We start from the raw sequence: 18,087 nt of genomic DNA on the forward strand, positions 1-18,087 counted from the left end.
ATTTAAATGAAATTAATCTCATAAATGGAAGCCGTAACTCTTTTATGCCAGCCCTCTACCGTTCTTTCCTCATCGTCTTATCCCTTCCATTCTGTATGCCTTCCATCTCGGGACGCTGGTTCCTGCGAGGCCTCGTTACCTGTGCACTCGTCATGGGCACCCCGACATTGGCGTCGACATGCCCACAACGGCCACCCCAGGCACTGCAAGAAGATTATCGAGCACTGAATGCCCAGCTCACGCGTTGGGACCAGGCCTACTATCACCAGGGACGAAGACTGGTTGACGATGGCACCTACGACTCCGCCAAACGCCAACTCGCCCGCTGGGCGCGCTGTTTCCCCTCCTGGAACGTCTCGCGCATTGCCTTGCATGAACCGGGCGGTTCACAACGCCACCCAATCCCGCAGACGGGTGTGAACAAACTTCCCGACCGAGCCGCCGTGACCCGCTGGATCACACAGCAGACAAGCCATCCACTGTGGATACAGCCCAAAGTCGACGGCGTCGCCGTCACCCTGATGTACCGGCAATCGCGCCTGGTCGCGACCATCAGCCGTGGAGATGGTATCGAAGGACAAGACTGGCTTGCCAAGGCGTCGCACATCGCGGCGATCCCTTTGAGGCTTCCCGACACGGCGCCCTCACGCGTCATTCTGCAAGGCGAGCTCTATGCACGTCGCAACGCACACACGCAATCACGCGATGGCCTCGACGGCGCACGCGCCCGTGTTGCCGGTCTGATGGCTCGCGATTCACTGACAGATCGCCAGGGCAAGGAGATAGGTCTTTTCGTCTGGGCCTGGCCCAATGGGCCGGCCACCATGTCCGCGCGCCTTGCCACGCTTGCCGACTGGGGATTCGACGCTATCGCCGAGACCACGCATGCCGTCGCCACGACTGAAGACGTCGCCAAGTGGCGCGAATACTGGTATGACCATGCCCTGCCCTTCGCCACCGACGGTATCGTCGTCAAGCGTGGCGACCGTCCCGACGGACACGAATGGGAAGCTTCGCCTCCCGACTGGGCCATGGCCTGGAAATATCCCGCCCAGCAGGCAATCGCACACATCGACGCTCTCGACTTCACGGTCGGCCGCACCGGGCGTATCACCGCCGTTGCCTCGTTGACGCCAGTCATGCTTGGCGACAAGCGCATCACCCACGTAAGCCTTGGCTCGCTAGCGCATTGGCGCAAGATGGACGCACGCCCCGGCGATCAAGTCAGGTTGCGTCTGGCCGGTCTGACCATCCCGCAACTCCAGAACGTGATGATACGTACGCGACCACGCCCACCAGTCGTGGCACCCGATGCTGACCGCTACGATCACCTGTCGTGTCTACGCCTGGCACCGGAATGTCGCGAACAGTTCCTCGCTCGGCTCGAATGGCTGGGGAGCGACAACGGCCTGGATTTCGAAGGCATCGGCCCCGCCACATGGCGCCAACTCGTCGATGCTGGGCTCATAGAAGGGCTTCTCGACTGGCGCCCCCTGGATGCCCGAACCCTGGAGAAACTACCCGGCGTGGGCACCAAGACCGCACATGACTGGTCAGCTCGCTTCTCGGAGGCCGATAAGCGCCCCCCTCGCTGCTGGCTGCGCGCACTGGGGCTACCCGCGATCCCGCAGGGCGCCCTCAAGGCGATACTCGCACGACACGACATGCGTGAGCTCACGCGATGGACACCATCCGCTTGGCAACGTTATTCAGGTATTGGAGAAACGCGTGCGAAACAGCTGGAAAACTTTTTCCACCATCCGGAGATACGACGCTTACTTACATCACTGCAGAAAGACATGACACCGCGCCAGGAAGGGACGACCGGAACGGTCAAGAATGCGCGCTAAAGAGGCATAAGATATCGCCTGGCTCCCCGAACAGGACTCGAACCTGTGACCCAATGATTAACAGTCATTTGCTCTACCAACTGAGCTACCGGGGAATATTAGCGATATCACTCGGCGGGGAATTGGCTCCCCGAGCAGGACTCGAACCTGCGACCCAATGATTAACAGTCATTTGCTCTACCAACTGAGCTATCGGGGATCGCCGAGTGTGATCCGGTGTTGGCTCCCCGAGCAGGACTCGAACCTGCGACCCAATGATTAACAGTCATTTGCTCTACCAACTGAGCTATCGGGGAAAAATGCCGGAGCACGCGACGTAGTATACGGATTAGTGCGGGAGCGTCAAGACTGAAAATAAATTCGCTAGCCAGAGCCTTATCTCGCAGCGCTTCATATTCCCTTTGTAAAACAGCTACCTGGATGCACAACCAAACGCCCACAGTGCTTTTCAAGGCGCCTGTCATGCCCTGATAAAGACCGCAAAATAGCTAGCATGACACGGCGCAAGGCACAGAAGATAAGGTGCCAGCGTGAGGCAAAAGAAGTAGCACGTAGGTAGGAAATCTAGCGGGAGGTGGTGGCTACGCCCTGACTCGAACAGGGGACCCCATCATTATGAGTGATGTGCTCTGACCAACTGAGCTACGTAGCCACATACCGCACGGCAGGAACGCTCGCAACGGAAGCGAATTATGCACATGGGCTTGCCACTTGGCAAGCCCATGGCCGTGACAAGGTGCGGCGCTTAGACGTCGATGTCGAGCTCGCGCTTCACGGTATCCAGGCCAGGCTCGCCATCGACGGTGGTCACGCCATCGAGCCACTCGTCGAGCACTCCCGGATTGTCCTGAAGCCAGGTACGGGCAGCATCGCGCGGATCTTCGCCGTCATCCATGATCGCGCCCATGATTTCGTTCTCCATGGACAGGGTAAAGCTCAAGTTATTGAGCAACTCGCCCACGTTGCCGCATGTCTCGGCGTAATCGGCGCGGGTATTGGTATATACGGTGGCACCGCCCAGGTTAGGGCCGAAGTAGTCATCGGCGCCTTTTAGATAGGCCATATCGTAATTAGTGTTCATGGGGTGCGGCTCCCAGCCGAGGAACACCATCCACTCTTCGCTTTGAGTTCTGGAACTGAGCTCGGCAAGCATGCCCGACTCGGAAGAGTCGATCAGGTTCCAGTCACCCAGGCCAAAGGCATCGTCGTCGATCATCTGCTGGATAATCTGATTGCCATCGTTACCGGCTTCGATGCCATACAGGTTGCTACCGAACTTGTCCGCATGTTCGTCCAGGTCCTTCACCGAAGTGACACCGGCATCATAGACGTACTGCGGTACCGCCAAGGTGTACTTGGCGCCCTCGAGATTCGCGCCGAGACGATCGACCTGACCCTTGTCGATGTACTCGTCGCTGATCGATGCCATCGACGGCATCCAGTTACCCAGGAACACATCGAAGTCGCCGTTCTTCATGCCAGCGTAGGCCACGGGCACGGACACGCTATCTGAGGTGGTTTCATAGCCCAGTCCCTCGAGTACCTCACGCGTCAATGCAGTGGTCGACGTGATGTCCGTCCAGCCAACTTCGGCGAAACGCACGGGCTGGCAGGCCTCCGGCGTATCGGCCATGGCCAGCGGCGAAAGCAACGTGGCACTGCCCAGCAGCGCAATCAATGGGGTCTTGTTGGACATGGGACTCTCCCTTGCGTTGATGTTGAGATAGTCATTGAATGACGATTCAATAACGTTTTTTTATGCTAAATGAATTTGGCAATTCTTTTCCACTATGGATTTCATTTATCATAGGGAAGGTAGCAGATTTTTTATTGATTGAACATTCAATAAAAACATTCTATAATAGAATGCACCCCGAACGTCAGCCAAGGAGAATGCTCGGTGCCCAAGCTCGGTATGCAACCCATTCGCCGCCGCCAGTTGATTCAAGCGACACTGGAAGCCATCGACGACGTTGGCCTGGCGGATGCCACCATCGCGCGGATCTCCAAGCGTGCCGGCGTCTCGGCGGGCATCATCAGCCACTACTTCGGCGGCAAGGACGGGTTGCTCGAATCGACCATGCGTCAAATCCTCTGGGACCTCGGCAACGCCGTCGCACAGCGTCGTGCCCAGGACGATGTCGAGTCCCCGCGCGAGCACCTGCATGCCATCATCGATGGCAACTTCGACCGCAGCCAGGTCAACAAGATCGTCATGAAGACCTGGCTGGCCTTCTGGTCGGTCAGCATGCATCGCGCCGACCTGCAACGCTTGCAACGCGTCAACGATCGACGACTGTATTCGAACCTCTGTCACCACTTTCAACGCTGCCTGCCAAGATTCGACGCACAACAGGCAGCACGCGGCCTGGCCGCGATGATCGACGGGCTCTGGCTACGCGGCGCGCTGGCGCCACAAGGCATCGATGTCGACCGAGCGCGACAACTGGCTTATGACTATGTGGAAGAGCAACTCGCTCACGCCACGTCTCAAGCGCCGATAAACGCCTGACGCCAGACCTCGACACTTTTCATTCACGACACATTCACGACGCGGGAGGACCTCATGGCCACTTTCGAGACTCAAAAGCTCTACATCGGCGGTCGATTCGTCGACGCTACATCCAGCGAGACATTCGACACGATCAATCCAGTCGATGGCAGCGTGCTGGCCAGCATCCAGCAGGCCTCTCATGACGATGTCGACCGCGCAGTCGCCTCGGCCCGCGAAGGCCAGCGTACATGGGCAGCCATGAACGGCATGGAACGCAGCCGTATCCTGCACCGCGCCGTCGCGCTGCTGCGCGAACGCAACGACGAACTGGCTCACCTGGAAACACTGGATACCGGCAAGCCGATCAGCGAAACGCAGGCCGTGGACATCGTCACCGGCACCGACTCGCTGGAATACTATGCCAACCTGGCGCCCTCCATCGAAGGCACCCAGGTGCCGCTGCGCGAGGACTCGTTCTTCTACACGCGTCGCGAACCACTGGGCGTCATCGGCGCCATCGGCGCCTGGAACTACCCCACCCAGATCGCCTGCTGGAAGTCCGCACCGGCACTGGCGGCGGGCAACGCAGTGGTCTTCAAGCCCAGTGAGGTCACCCCGCTGACCACCTTGAAACTGGCGGAAATTCTCACCGAAGCCGGCCTTCCGGATGGCGTGTTCAATGTCGTGCAGGGTGATGGGCGCGTCGGGCAGATGCTCACCAACCATGCCGACATCGACAAGATCACCTTCACCGGCGAAGCCGGCACCGGCAAGAAGGTCATGTCCGCTGCGGCGAGCTCGACGCTCAAGGAAGTCACCATGGAGCTGGGTGGCAAGTCGCCGCTGATCGTCTTCGAGGACGCCGACCTGGAGCGCGCTGCCGATGCCGCGATGATGGCCAATTTCTATTCCAGCGGTCAGGTCTGCACCAACGGCACGCGCGTTTTCATCCACCGCTCGGTCCAGGCGGACTTCGAATCCAAGATCAAGGAGCGCGTGGAACGCATCAAGGCCGGCGACCCGCTCGACCCGGCGGTCAACTTCGGTCCGCTGGTCAGCTTCGAGCATCAGGGAAAAGTGCAGAGCTATATCGATCTGGGCGCCCAGGAAGGCGCGCGGCTGCTCGTCGGCGGCGGGCGCTGGAACCAGGGCGAATGGGCTCAGGGTGCCTGGGCCGCGCCGACGGTCTTCACCGATTGCCGCGACGACATGCGCATCGTGCGCGAGGAAATCTTCGGCCCGGTGATGGCGATCCTGATCTTCGACGATGAAGACGAAGTCATTCGTCGTGCCAACGACACCGGCTACGGCCTCGCCGCCGGGCTGTTCAGCGAAAGCCTGAACCGCGCACACCGTGTCATCCACCGTCTGCAGGCCGGCATCTGCTGGATCAACACCTGGGGCGACTCGCCGGCGGAAATGCCCGTGGGCGGCTACAAGGAGTCGGGCATCGGCCGTGAAAACGGCCTCTCGTCGCTCGATCAGTACACGCAGATCAAATCGGTACAGATCGAAATGGGGCCCTTCGAGTCGGCATTCTGATCGCTACTTGGCGCTATTCGCGAGATGAGCGCCGGGGATAAGGCAACGCGAGGGTCATCCGCCATGGATGGCGGATGTAGCGCCCATGGAAGGGTTTACAGCGCCCTCGCGCAGACTTGTCGCCGGAAAAGCTCATCTTCCACCGTGCTCTTTTTGTCATTGCCCAGGGAGGCCCCATGTCTCAGACCCGTGAATTCGATTACGTCATCATCGGCGCCGGTTCCGCCGGCAACGTACTCGCCACGCGACTCACCGAAGACCCAAACGTCAAGGTGCTGCTACTCGAGGCCGGCGGCCCCGACTATCGCTTCGACTTTCGCACGCAGATGCCCGCAGCGCTGGCGTATCCACTGCAAGGCAAGCGCTACAACTGGGCGTTCGAAACCGACCCCGAACCCCACATGAACGGCCGCCGCATGGATTGCGGTCGCGGCAAGGGACTTGGCGGCTCCTCGCTGATCAACGGCATGTGCTATCTGCGCGGCAACGCGCTGGATTACGACAACTGGGCCAAGATCCCGGGCCTGGAAGATTGGAATTACCTGCAATGCCTGCCCTACTTCAAGCGCGCCGAGACACGCGACATCGGACCCAATGATTATCATGGCGGCGATGGTCCGGTCTCGGTGGCTACCCCCAAGGAAGGCAACAACGAGCTCTACGGTGCCTTCATCCGCGCGGGTATCGAGGCTGGCTATCCGGCCACCGAGGACGTCAACGGCTATCAGCAGGAAGGCTTCGGCCCCATGGACCGCACCACCACGCCCAACGGGCGGCGGGCGTCTACGGCGCGCGGTTACCTCGACATCGCCAAGCAGCGTTCCAACCTGACCATCGAAACGCATGCCACGACCGATATCCTCGAGTTCGAGGGCAAACGTGCCGTGGGCGTGCGCTACGAACGCAAGGGCCAGACGCAGCAGGCCCACGCGCGCCGCGAGGTACTGTTATGCGGGGGCGCCATCGCCTCACCGCAGATATTACTGCGCTCCGGCGTGGGTAACCCCGGGCATCTCGAGGAATTCGACATTCCCGTGGTACACGAGCTACCAGGCGTCGGCGAAAACCTCCAGGATCACCTGGAAATGTACATCCAGTACGAGTGCAAGAAGCCCATTTCGCTGTATCCGACGCTCAAGTGGTACAACCAGCCCAAGATCGGTGCCGAATGGCTGTTCTTCGGCAAGGGCGTCGGCGCCAGCAATCAGTTCGAGGCGGCCGGCTTCATTCGTACCAACGACCAGGAAGAATGGCCCAACCTGCAGTACCACTTCTTGCCGATCGCCATCAGCTACAACGGCAAGAGCGCGGTTCAGGCCCACGGTTTTCAGGCCCACGTCGGGTCGATGCGCTCCATGAGCCGTGGCCGTATTCGCCTGACATCCCGCGACCCCAAGGCCGCGCCGAGCATCCTGTTCAACTACATGGCGCACGACAAGGACTGGCAGGAATTTCGCGACGCGATTCGTATCACGCGCGAAATCATCGAGCAGCCGACGATGGACGAATATCGTGGGCGCGAGATCTCGCCGGGGCCGGACATCCAGAGTGATCAGGAGCTCGACGAGTTCGTCCGCCAGCATGCCGAGACTGCCTACCACCCCGCCGGCACCTGCAAGATGGGCAGTGCCGATGATGAGATGGCCGTCGTCGACGGCGCGGGATGCGTGCACGGCCTCGAAGGGCTGCGCGTCATCGATGCCTCGATCATGCCCGTGATCGCCACCGGCAATCTCAACGCACCGACGATCATGATCGCCGAAAAGATGGCCGATAAGGTGCGCGGGCGCGACCCACTACCGCCCGCCGAGGTCGACTACTACGTCGCCCATGACGCGCCGGCACGCCGCAAGGCATGATGATGCTTGCGTCGACATGACGTCTATCTCGAACACCCGATGCACGTGCATCGGGTGTTTTTTGCATTATCCTTCCTTAATTCTTGCCCACCGCCCTCTTAGACTGTGCACGATCGCCCAACCGATTCGTCGTTAGCAGGAACCTCTCGTTACAATACACCTCTTACCCGGTGACACCTGCTCGCTCGTCGAGCATGCGTGCCCCGCACCGGAATGTCTCTGACAAGGATCGATGCCCCGTCATGCCCCACTCTCGCCGTCTCTGGATCGCACTACTCATCGTCGTCCTGATCGCCCTCGCTCTGTGGTGGATCCCCGACTGGCAAAGCGACGACCAATCAAACGGTGCGCCAGCCAGTGCAGGTGGCGAAAGTACAGGTGAGGAAAGAAGCACGGCCGTCGCGGCTATCGAGGCCCGACGCGGCGATCTCGAGATCACCGTCGGGGCGCTTGGCACCGTACGCTCGCTATCGAGCATTGACGTCTATCCACGTGTCGAGGGCGAACTGCTCACGGTGGATTTCGAGGAAGGCGAGCATGTCGAGAAAGGACAACGTCTGGCCACCATCGATCCGCGTGACTATCAGGCTCAGCTCGCCGCCGCCCAAGGTCAGCTCGTCCAGGATCAGGCACAGCTAAAATCGGCCCGCGAGGATCTCGAGCGCTACGAGTCACTGGCCCAGAGTCAGTCGATCTCCCGTCAGGAACTCGAACAGCAGCGCCAACTGGTCCGCCAGTACGAAGGCGCCGTTTCCAGTGATCGCGCCGATATCGAGAGCGCCCAAGTTCAGTTGGACTATACCGACATCACTGCGCCCAACGCGGGCATCATCGGCATACGCAACGTCGATCCCGGCAACCTGGTCAGCAGTGGCGACGACGACCCTATTGCCACGCTCACCCAGCTCGATCCGATCTCGGTGGTCTTCTCATTGCCCAGCCAATACGTACCGACACTGCGCGAGCAACTCGCGGCAGGTGACTCGCCCAGCGTGTCGGCGATCACAGTGGGCGACGAACGCCTCGAAGGCCAACTGACCAGCATCGACAGCCAGATCGACACTGCCACCGGCACCGTACGGTTACGTGCACGCTTCGACAACGCGGTGGGACGCCTCTACCCCCGCGCATTCGTCGACGTGCGCCTGACGGTCAACACGCTACATGACCGCGTCATTGTCCCCGCGCCTGCGGTTCAGACCGGTCAGGACGGGCTGTTCGTGTATGTCGTCGGCGACGACGGCACGGTGACTCGACACGATGTCGTCGTCAGTGCCAGCGAAGAGCATCGCAGCGCCCTGGCCAGCGGCGTCTCGGCGGGCGAGCGCGTGGTCGTGGACGGCATCGACAGCCTGAGCGACGGTGCCAAGGTACGCGTCGTCAGCAACGCTCTACCGGGAGAAGCCAGTGCCTCTTCAACGGCTGACGAGGATGCCGACACGCAGACGCCGCGAGACGCTTCATGAATCCATCGCGGCTATTCATTCTGCGGCCGGTCGCCACCTCCCTGGTGATGCTGGCCATCCTTATCACGGGCGCGTTCACCTACCGTCTGCTGAGCATTTCGTCGCTGCCCGAGGTCGACTTTCCCACCATTCAGGTCACCACGCTATATCCTGGCGCGGGGCCGGATGTCATGCTTTCCCACGTCACCGCCCCGCTGGAAGACGAGTTGGGAGAAATCGCCGGCCTCGAGGACATGAGCTCGACCAGTACCGGGGGCGCATCGCTGATCACACTGCGTTTCGGCCTCGAGGGCGACCTGGGCGTCGCCGAGCAAGAAGTCCAGGCCGCTCTCAATCAGGCGGAAACCCTACTGCCCGACGATCTGCCGCGCCCGCCCAGCTACAGCAAGGTCAATCCCGCCGACACGCCGGTGCTGACACTGGCCGTGACCTCCGACAGTCTGCCATTGACCGAGGTCCACGACCTGGTCGATACCCGCCTGGCGCAAAAACTTGCCCAGATCAGTGGCGTCGGCGAGGTGCGGCTTTCCGGCGGCAATCGCCCGGCAGTGCGAATCGATGTCGATTCGCGCCAGCTCGCCGCACATGGCCTCGATCTATCCAGCGTGCGCAGCGCCGTGGAAAGCGCCAACGTCAATCAGGCGAAGGGCACCATTTACGGCCCCTACCGTGCCTATAGCATCGACGCCAACGACCAGTTGACCTCCGCTGCAGGGTATCGCGATCTCATCCTCAAGTACGAGAACGACGCGCCGCTACGCTTGAGCGACGTGGCGAACATCGACGACGGCGCGGAAAACGCGCAACTGGGGGCCTGGGCCAATGGCGAGGGGACGATTCTGGTCGACGTGCTGCGCCAGCCCGGCGCCAATGTGGTCGGCGTCGTCGACGACATCGAACGGCGCTTGCCGGCGTTGTCGGCGAGTCTGCCGGGCAGCGTCGACGTGGACATCTTGAGCGACCGCACCACCACGATCCGCGCCGCCGTCGAGGATGTACAGTTCGAGCTGGTCCTCGCCATCGCGCTGGTGATCATGGTCACCTTCCTGTTCCTGCGTAACCTGCCGGCAACGCTGATCCCCAGCCTGGCCGTCCCGTTGTCGCTGGTCGGCACCTTCGGCGCCATGTACCTGGCCGGATTCAGTCTCAACAACCTCACCTTGATGGCACTGACCATCGCCACCGGCTTCGTCATCGACGACGCCATCGTGGTGCTGGAGAACATCACGCGCTATCTGGAACGTGGCGAAACGCCCTTGCAGGCAGCGCTCAAGGGATCGCGCCAGATCGCGTTCACTATCCTCTCGCTGACGGTCTCGTTGCTGGCAGTACTGATACCGTTGCTGTTCATGGGCGGTGTGGTCGGCGAGCTGTTTCGTGAATTCGCCATGACACTGGCGATTTCCATCGTCATCTCGGCGTTCGTCTCCCTGACCCTGACGCCGATGCTCTGTGCACGCTGGCTGCGGCGTCGCAGCGGCGATGCCGAGGGCGACGCTCAGGCCCTCGACGACGAAGCCATGGTACGCAGCCGCCAGGGCCTCTTCGGGCGCCTCACGCGTGGCTACGAGCGTGCTCTGGACACGGTGCTCAGGCATCAGACAGCGACGCTATGGGTGGCACTGGGTACCTTCGTGCTGACCGCCGTGCTGTTCTGGATGATGCCCAAGCAGTTGTTCCCGATCCAAGACACCGGGACCTTGCGTGGTGTCACCACGGCCACGCAAACGACGTCCTACCGGGCCATGTCGGCGCGTCAGCAGGATCTTGCCAAGCGCTTGATGGACGATCCCGCCGTGGCCGATATCGCCTCGAGCATCGGTATCGACGGCACCAACACCACGCTCAATGGCGGCCGCCTGCAAATCGACCTGGCCGACCTGGACGCGCGCGACGCCGACCTGGATACCATCGTCTCGCGGCTGCTCGATGCCGCCGCCGATGTCCCCGGCATCGATCTGGCACTGACGCCGGTGCAAGACCTGACGCTGGAAGACACCGTCAGTCGCTATCCGTACCAGTTCGCCCTGACCCAAGGCAATCGCGACCAATTGGCGCAAGATGTCTCGTCAATGACCGAGCGTCTTGAGGACGCACCGGCCATCGCCCATGTCGCCACCGATCTCCAGAATTCAGGGCTCAAGCTCAAGGTCAGCATCGACCGCGACCGCGCCAGCCGGCTTGGCGTCTCGGTCGCCGATATCGACGATGCCCTCTACGATGCCTTCGGCCAGCGCCTGATCTCGACGATTTTCACCCAATCCAACCAGTATCGCGTGGTGCTGGGTGCCATGCATGGCGACGACGCCGGTCCCGAGGCCCTTTCGCGGCTGTATGTCAGCGGCAGCGATGATGCCATGGTGCCGCTGTCGAGTCTGGTCAGCGTCAAGGAAGAATCCACCGCACTGTCGCGTCAACGCCTCAACCAATTCCCCTCGGCGCTGATGTCATTCGATGCCGCGCCCGGCTATTCGCTCTCGGACGCCTTCAATGCCGTGGAAGCGGCCCGCGATGACCTGCTCAGTGCCGACACGCAGCTCGATTTCCGCGGTACCGCCCTGGCGTTCACTACCTCGACGCGCGACACACTGTGGCTGATCGCCGCCGCCATCATCACCATGTATATCGTGCTGGGCGTGCTCTACGAGAGCTATATTCACCCGCTGACCATTCTCTCGACCCTGCCCTCGGCGGCCATCGGTGCCTTGCTGGCCCTGATGCTCAGCAATAGCGCCCTGGGCATGGTGGCCATCATCGGCATCATCCTGCTAATCGGCATCGTCAAGAAGAACGCCATCATGATGATCGACTTCGCTCTCGAGGCGCAGCGGGAACAGGGCATGTCGGCCCATCGCGCGATTCACAGTGCCGCGCTGCTGCGCTTTCGGCCGATCATGATGACTACCTCCGCCGCCCTGCTCGGGGCACTACCGCTGATGCTCGCCAGCGGGTACGGGGCCGAGTTGCGGCGCCCGCTGGGCATGACCATGGTCGGCGGTCTGTTGCTGAGCCAATTGCTGACGCTTTTCACCACACCGGTGATCTATCTATTCTTCGACCGGTTGGCCGAACGCTGGCGTCGGCGTGGCAAAGCAAGTGACACCGCCATGGATACCGAGGCCGGCAGGTGAGCGTTTCCAGTCCCTTCGTGCATCGTCCGGTGGCTACTGCGTTGCTGGCGCTGGGCATCGTGCTGCTCGGGCTGCTGGCCTACCAGCGCCTGCCTGTGGCACCGCTACCCAACGTGTCGTTCCCCACCATCGTGGTCAACGCCAACCTCTCCGGTGCCAACCCGGAGACCATGGCGTCTAGCGTGGCCACGCCGCTGGAACGTTCGCTGGGGACCATTTCCGGCATCTCGCAGATGACCTCGCGCAGCTCGGACGGCTCGACACGCATCACCGTCCAGTTCGCTCTCGACAAGGACATCGATGTCGCCGCACGTGAGGTGCAGGCGGCGATCAACGATGCCCAGCCGTTGCTGCCCAGCGCCATGACCAGCCGCCCCAGTTATCGCAAGATGAACCCGTCGGCGGCGCCGATCATGATTCTCTCGGTCACCTCCGACACGCTACCCACCAGCGAGCTTTACCAGCTCGCCGACGAACGCATCGCGCCACCGGTCCTGCAGGTTCCCGGTGTCGGCGATGTCAATGTCGGCGGTAGTTCGTCCCCGGCGGTACGTGTGTCACTCGATCCGCGTCGACTCGAGCATGCGGGCGTATCGCTGACCGCTGTGGCCAATGCGATACGCAGTGCCACCACCAGCACGCCCACCGGCTTCGTGGCGTCCCCCACCACACGCTGGGAAATCGACACCGACTCGCAGCTGATGCAAGCCGAGGCGTTCGAGGATCTCATCGTGGCGCGCGGCGAGGACGGCGCGGTGATGCGCCTGAGCGATGTCGCCAATATCAAGGACGGCGTGGAAGACCGCTACAACGTGGGCTTTCAGAACAAGCAACCGGCCGTGCTGCTGGTCATCAGTGCCAGTAGCGGCGCCAATGTCATCGACACCATCGCCGGCATCCGCGAACGCATGGCATCCATCGAGAGTCAGTTGCCGCAAAGTGCCGCGCTCAGCGTGCAGCTCGACCGCGCCCCCGGCATACAGGCCTCCTTGCATGAGACACAGCTCACGCTGATGCTGGCCATCGCGCTGGTGGTGCTGGTGGTTTTCCTGTTTCTGCGCAACGCCCGCGCCACGCTGATTCCCAGCCTGGCGATTCCCGTGTCGCTGATCGGCACCTTCGCGATGATGCATGTCATGGGCTTTTCGCTCGACACGCTGTCGCTGATGGCACTGATCGTGTCGATCGGCTTTCTTGTCGACGATGCCATCGTGGTGGTCGAGAATATCGCTCGACATATCGAGCAAGGCATGCCATCCCGGCAAGCCGCCCTGCAAGGCGCACGCGAAGTAGCCTTCACGGTGACCTCGATGAGCGTGTCCCTGGTGGCGGTCTTCCTGCCTCTGCTGTTCATGGGCGGCTTCATCGGACGCATGTTCTTCGAATTCGCGATGACCCTGTCGTTGGCGGTGCTGGTCTCTCTGGTGGTGTCGTTGACCCTGACGCCCATGCTCTGCGCGCGCTGGTTGCGCCCAGGACGCGAGCGCCGGCCCCCGCGCTGGGAAAAGACACTGCTCGCCTTCGGTCAAGGCTGTCAGCGTCTTTATTCGCGCAGCCTGGATATCGCCCTGCGTCATCGGCGCTTGACGCTGCTCTCGCTGGTCGGCGTGATCGTGCTCAACGGCTATCTCTACGTCGCCGTCGACAAGGGTTTCATACCCGAGCAGGATACCGGGCGACTGATCGGTTTCGTGCGCGGGGACCAGAGCCTGTCGTTCGATGCCATGTCGGCCAAGTTACGTACCATTCGCGAGCGTCTGTCCGACGCGCCCGAGGTGCATAGCGTGCTGGGCTTCATGGGCGGCCGTGGCGGGGGCGCCTCCGCCACCTTGTTCGTCACCCTCGAGGAGGGCCAACGCGAAGCGGGCACGCAGGCCATCGGCAACCGTCTGGGCGCGTCGATGGGCGATATCCCCGGCGTCAACACCTCGATGATGGCCCTGCAGGACATCCGTATCGGTGGCCGACAGAATACCGGCACACAATACGAAATCACCCTCAAGAGCGACGAGCTCGCGCTGCTCGATACCTGGTCACAACGCGTCAGTGACGCCATGCAGGGTATCGACGGACTGACCGGCGTCGATAGCGACAGTCGGGGCGAAGGTCAAGCCGTGGAGCTCAAGGTCGATCGCGATGCCGCCAAGCGTCTCGGCGTCGACATGCAGGACGTCGACACGCTGCTCGGCAATGCCTTCGCGCAACGCAGCATCACTAGCCTCTTTGACGCCGACAATCAACGCTACGTGATCCTCGAGGTGAACGCCGAACAGCGTAGCGAACCAGAAGCTATTTCTCGGCTTCATGTCGTCAATGATGAAGGCGAGGCGATTCCCGTCTCGGCGTTCAGTCATCTCGAGGAAAGCACCACGCCGGTGACCGTCAACCACCAAGGACAGTTCGCTTCCACCACGGTATCGTTCAATCTCGAAGACGGCGTCACGCTGGGCGATGCCACTCAGCGCATCCGCCAGGCGGTGAATGACTTGCGCTTGCCCACCGCCGTGCAGGTAGATTTCGAGGGCAGCGCGGGGGCCTTCCAGAGCGGTATGCAAGCCATGCCGTGGCTGATCCTCGCCGCGCTGGTGACGGTCTACCTGGTGCTGGGAATTCTCTACGAGAGCTACATTCACCCGCTGACGATTCTCTCCACCCTGCCCTCGGCCGGGGTCGGTGCCCTGCTGGCGCTGATACTGCTCGACACGCCGTTCACGCTCATTGCCCTGATCGGCATCATCCTGCTGATCGGCGTGGTCAAGAAGAATGCCATCATGTTGGTCGACTTCGCCGTCAGTGCCGAGCGCGAACGCGGTCTGAGCGCGCTCGAGAGCATACGCGAAGCCGCCGTGGTACGCTTTCGTCCCATCATGATGACCACGCTGGCCGCGATTCTCGGCGCGATTCCGCTGCTGCTGGGCACCGATGAGAACGCCGCGTTGCGCGCGCCGCTAGGCATCACCATTATCGGCGGCCTGATCCTGAGCCAGCTGTTGACGCTCTACACCACACCGGTGGTCTATCTCTACCTTGACTGGCTGCATCGTCGACTGCGTCCGAGCCGACTCGACAACGATTCGCAGTACTCGAGGTCAACGACCTGACCGCACTGCCTCGTGCCGCCCCATGCGGTGCGGGTTCTCCTTTCCTTTTTGAATGACGACGCCCCCTTGAATGACGGCTGCCACCACGGATGACTAGTCGTAGAGACATGAGTGCGCTAGGCTGAATTCAAACAGGCGTTAGAAATCATCCAGGGAGAGTCTACATGTTGGAACTGTTGCTCATCGTCGTGGCGCTGGCAGGCCTGGTCTGGATCATGCGTCGAGAGGCGGGTGCCTTGCCGGCGTTGGGGCTTTTAGTGATCCTCGGCGCCATCGGCATCGTCTTCGGCGCAGTGATCGTGGGCGTGCTGCTGTGGCTCGGCGCCCTGACCGTGGCGGCCTGCGGGCTACCCACATTGCGGCGCCGATGGCTGACTCCGCGCCTCTTCGCAGTTTTCAAGAAGTCGGCGCCCAAGGTCTCAGAGACCGAGCGTATCGCCCTCGAAGCGGGCAGTGTGGCCTGGGACGGCGAGCTCTTCTCCGGCCGCCTCCAATGGCAACGGCTGCTGGATTTCGGCACCACGGAACTTAGCGAGGAAGAGCAGGCTTTCGTCGACCATCAATGCGCCGTGGCCGCCGGCATGTGCAACGCCTGGGAGATCGCCCGCACGCGCGCCGATCTGCCCCCCGAGTTGTGGGACTACCTCAAGCGCGAAGGCTTCTTCGGGATGATCATCCCCAAGCGCTATGGCGGGCTGGAATTCTCCGCCAAGGCGCAATCGGCGGTATTGCAAAAGCTGGCCGTCAACGAGACGCTGATGGTCACGGTCGGCGTGCCCAATTCGCTGGGGCCAGGTGAGCTGCTGCTCAAATACGGCACCGAGGAACAGAAAGATCATTACTTGCCACGCCTGGCGGATGGACGCGAGATTCCCTGCTTCGGGCTCACAGGACCGCGCGCAGGCAGCGATGCTACCTCGCTGCCCGATGTGGGCATCGTCTGCCGAGGCAAACACAATGGCGAAGACGTCCTCGGGCTCAAACTCACCTTCGAGAAACGCTGGATCACATTGGCACCCATCGCCACCGTGGTCGGCCTGGCGTTTCGCATGTTCGACCCCGACGGCTTGCTCGGCGAGACCGAAGACCTGGGCATCACCTGCGCGTTGATCCCTCGCCATACGCAGGGTATGGAGATAGGACGCCGCCACCATCCCATCGGCAGTCCTTTCATGAATGGGCCGATTCGCGGCCAGGATGTCTTCATCCCCCTCGAGTGGATCATCGGCGGCACCGAGATGGCCGGACAAGGATGGCGAATGCTGGTCGAGTGCCTGTCCGTCGGGCGCTGCATCACCCTGCCCTCCGGCGCTTCGGGCATCGGTCGCTACGCGCTGGGATGGGCCGGTGGTTATACTCGCATTCGGCGTCAGTTCAATCTGCCCGTCGCCGAAATGGAAGGTGTCCAGGAGCCCCTGGCGCGTATCGCCTCACATGCTTATATCGCCCAGGCAGCGGTCATGCAGACCGCCAACACTATCGACCACGACGTCAAGCCGGCAGTGCCCTCGGCCATCCTCAAGAGCCAGTTGACCGAATTCCAACGCAGCATGCTCGCCGATGCCATGGATGTGCACGGCGGACGCACGGTAACGCTGGGGCCGCGCAACTACCTGGGCATCGCCTATGCCGCCAATCCGGTGTCGATCACCGTGGAAGGCGCCAATATCATGACGCGCAACCTGATGATCTTCGGCCAGGGCGCGATTCGCTGCCATCCCCATGTACTCGACGAACTGGCCGCCAAGGACAACGACGATCTCCCGGCCTTCGACAAGGCCCTCTTCCGCCACGCCGCCATGGTCTTCGGCAATGCGGCGCGTGCCTTTACGCTGGGCCTGGGTATCGGCAAGCCAAGCGTTCCTTTCGACGAGATCGCCGCTCCTTACGCGCAGGAAGTCGCACGTCTGTCCGCAGCTTTCGGCCTGTGCGCCGATGCCGCCATGGCGAGTCTCGGCTCAGGGCTCAAGAAACGTGAAATGCTCTCGGCGCGCCTCGGCGACGTGCTGTCCAATCTCTATCTCGCCTCGATGCTGCTCAAGCAGTGGCACGAGTCGGACAACGTCGAGCATGAGGCAACGCTATTGCACTACAGCTGTCGTACGCTGCTCCACCGCGCCGAGCAGGCGTTCATCGAATTGTTCGATAACCTACCCAACCGAGCCTTGGCGACGACCCTATCGGCTATCGCGATGCCGCTTGGTCGGCGCTGGCACAAGCCTCACGACCGCTTCACACGCGATATCGCTCACGCCGTCTCTAGCGACAGCGCCCTGCGTCACAAGCTGCTCAACAATACCTGGGATACGCAAGACGCCGGACAACGGGATAACCCATTGGCGCGCTATAACGCCTTGCTTGCCGACAGCGAGCGTGCGGAGCCGCTCTACCGGCGTATTGGCAAGGCCTATGGCAAGGGCGAATTACCCGCCGAGGCACTGCATCCCGAGCAGCGCGTGGAAGCAGCCTGGGAGTCCGGTTTGATCGACGATGAGGAAGCCGACTTCATGCGGCGTTTCGAGGGTGAGGTACTGGAGATGCTCAGCGTCGACGATTTCACCTTCGATGCCTTCGCGCTCGACAAGGAAAGTGTGGTGTGGCACGACACGGCATGAAAAAAGCGCGGCCGCGCCTCGCTGAGACA

General features: G+C 61.7%; 9 protein-coding genes and 4 tRNA genes. 8 read left to right on the plus strand and 5 right to left on the minus strand.

The window, feature by feature from the left end; genetic code table 11:
* The first annotated feature begins 95 nt into the window (after nt 1–95).
* Nucleotides 96–1,850: an NAD-dependent DNA ligase LigB gene (gene ligB, locus OP495_RS02675; RefSeq protein WP_280567029.1), complete on the plus strand. Its 1,755-nt coding sequence runs from the start codon at nt 96–98 to the stop codon at nt 1,848–1,850.
* A gap of 19 nt (nt 1,851–1,869) precedes the next feature.
* On the opposite strand, the gene OP495_RS02680 is transcribed toward ligB, so the two are convergent.
* The 5 genes from OP495_RS02680 to OP495_RS02700 form a co-directional block, all read right to left on the minus strand.
* Nucleotides 1,870–1,945: transfer RNA gene (locus OP495_RS02680), tRNA-Asn, on the minus strand.
* A 28-nt stretch (nt 1,946–1,973) separates the two neighbouring features.
* Nucleotides 1,974–2,049: transfer RNA gene (locus OP495_RS02685), tRNA-Asn, on the minus strand.
* Between the two features lie 21 nt (nt 2,050–2,070).
* Nucleotides 2,071–2,146 (minus strand) — tRNA-Asn (locus OP495_RS02690).
* A gap of 279 nt (nt 2,147–2,425) precedes the next feature.
* Nucleotides 2,426–2,502, minus strand: a tRNA-Met gene (locus OP495_RS02695).
* 93 nt (nt 2,503–2,595) lie between these two features.
* On the minus strand, nt 2,596–3,546 hold the full coding sequence (locus OP495_RS02700; protein WP_280567032.1) for a choline ABC transporter substrate-binding protein: 951 nt from the start codon (nt 3,544–3,546) through the stop codon (nt 2,596–2,598).
* A gap of 204 nt (nt 3,547–3,750) precedes the next feature.
* Between OP495_RS02700 and betI the strand changes: the two genes are divergently transcribed.
* The 7 genes from betI (at nt 3,751) to OP495_RS02735 (ending at nt 18,058) form a co-directional block, all read left to right on the plus strand.
* Entirely contained in the window at nt 3,751–4,362 is a 612-nt protein-coding gene (gene betI / locus OP495_RS02705) for a transcriptional regulator BetI (protein WP_280561399.1), read from the plus strand.
* Nucleotides 4,363–4,416: 54 nt separating this feature from the next.
* Nucleotides 4,417–5,886 (plus strand): betaine-aldehyde dehydrogenase, encoded by a 1,470-nt coding sequence (gene betB, locus OP495_RS02710; RefSeq protein WP_280567035.1) that lies wholly within the window; start codon nt 4,417–4,419, stop codon nt 5,884–5,886.
* Between the two features lie 176 nt (nt 5,887–6,062).
* A complete protein-coding gene (gene betA / locus OP495_RS02715) occupies nt 6,063–7,745 on the plus strand; it encodes a choline dehydrogenase (protein WP_280561401.1) in 1,683 nt (560 codons plus the stop codon).
* 242 nt (nt 7,746–7,987) lie between these two features.
* Nucleotides 7,988–9,211 carry an efflux RND transporter periplasmic adaptor subunit gene (locus OP495_RS02720; RefSeq protein WP_280561402.1) on the plus strand — a complete coding sequence of 408 codons (1,224 nt, stop codon included), beginning with the start codon at nt 7,988–7,990 and terminating at the stop codon, nt 9,209–9,211.
* Nucleotides 9,208–12,342 carry an efflux RND transporter permease subunit gene (locus OP495_RS02725; protein WP_280567038.1) on the plus strand — a complete coding sequence of 1,045 codons (3,135 nt, stop codon included), beginning with the start codon at nt 9,208–9,210 and terminating at the stop codon, nt 12,340–12,342. Before OP495_RS02720 ends, OP495_RS02725 begins: the two co-directional genes overlap by 4 nt.
* A complete protein-coding gene (locus tag OP495_RS02730; RefSeq protein ID WP_280567040.1) occupies nt 12,339–15,443 on the plus strand; it encodes an efflux RND transporter permease subunit in 3,105 nt (1,034 codons plus the stop codon). Before OP495_RS02725 ends, OP495_RS02730 begins: the two co-directional genes overlap by 4 nt.
* Nucleotides 15,444–15,607: 164 nt before the next feature.
* A complete protein-coding gene (locus tag OP495_RS02735; protein WP_280567043.1) occupies nt 15,608–18,058 on the plus strand; it encodes an acyl-CoA dehydrogenase in 2,451 nt (816 codons plus the stop codon).
* Nucleotides 18,059–18,087: the final 29 nt, after the last annotated feature.

This window comes from Chromohalobacter sp. 296-RDG, from assembly GCF_029889885.1.
Classification (GTDB): Bacteria; Pseudomonadota; Gammaproteobacteria; order Pseudomonadales; family Halomonadaceae; genus Chromohalobacter.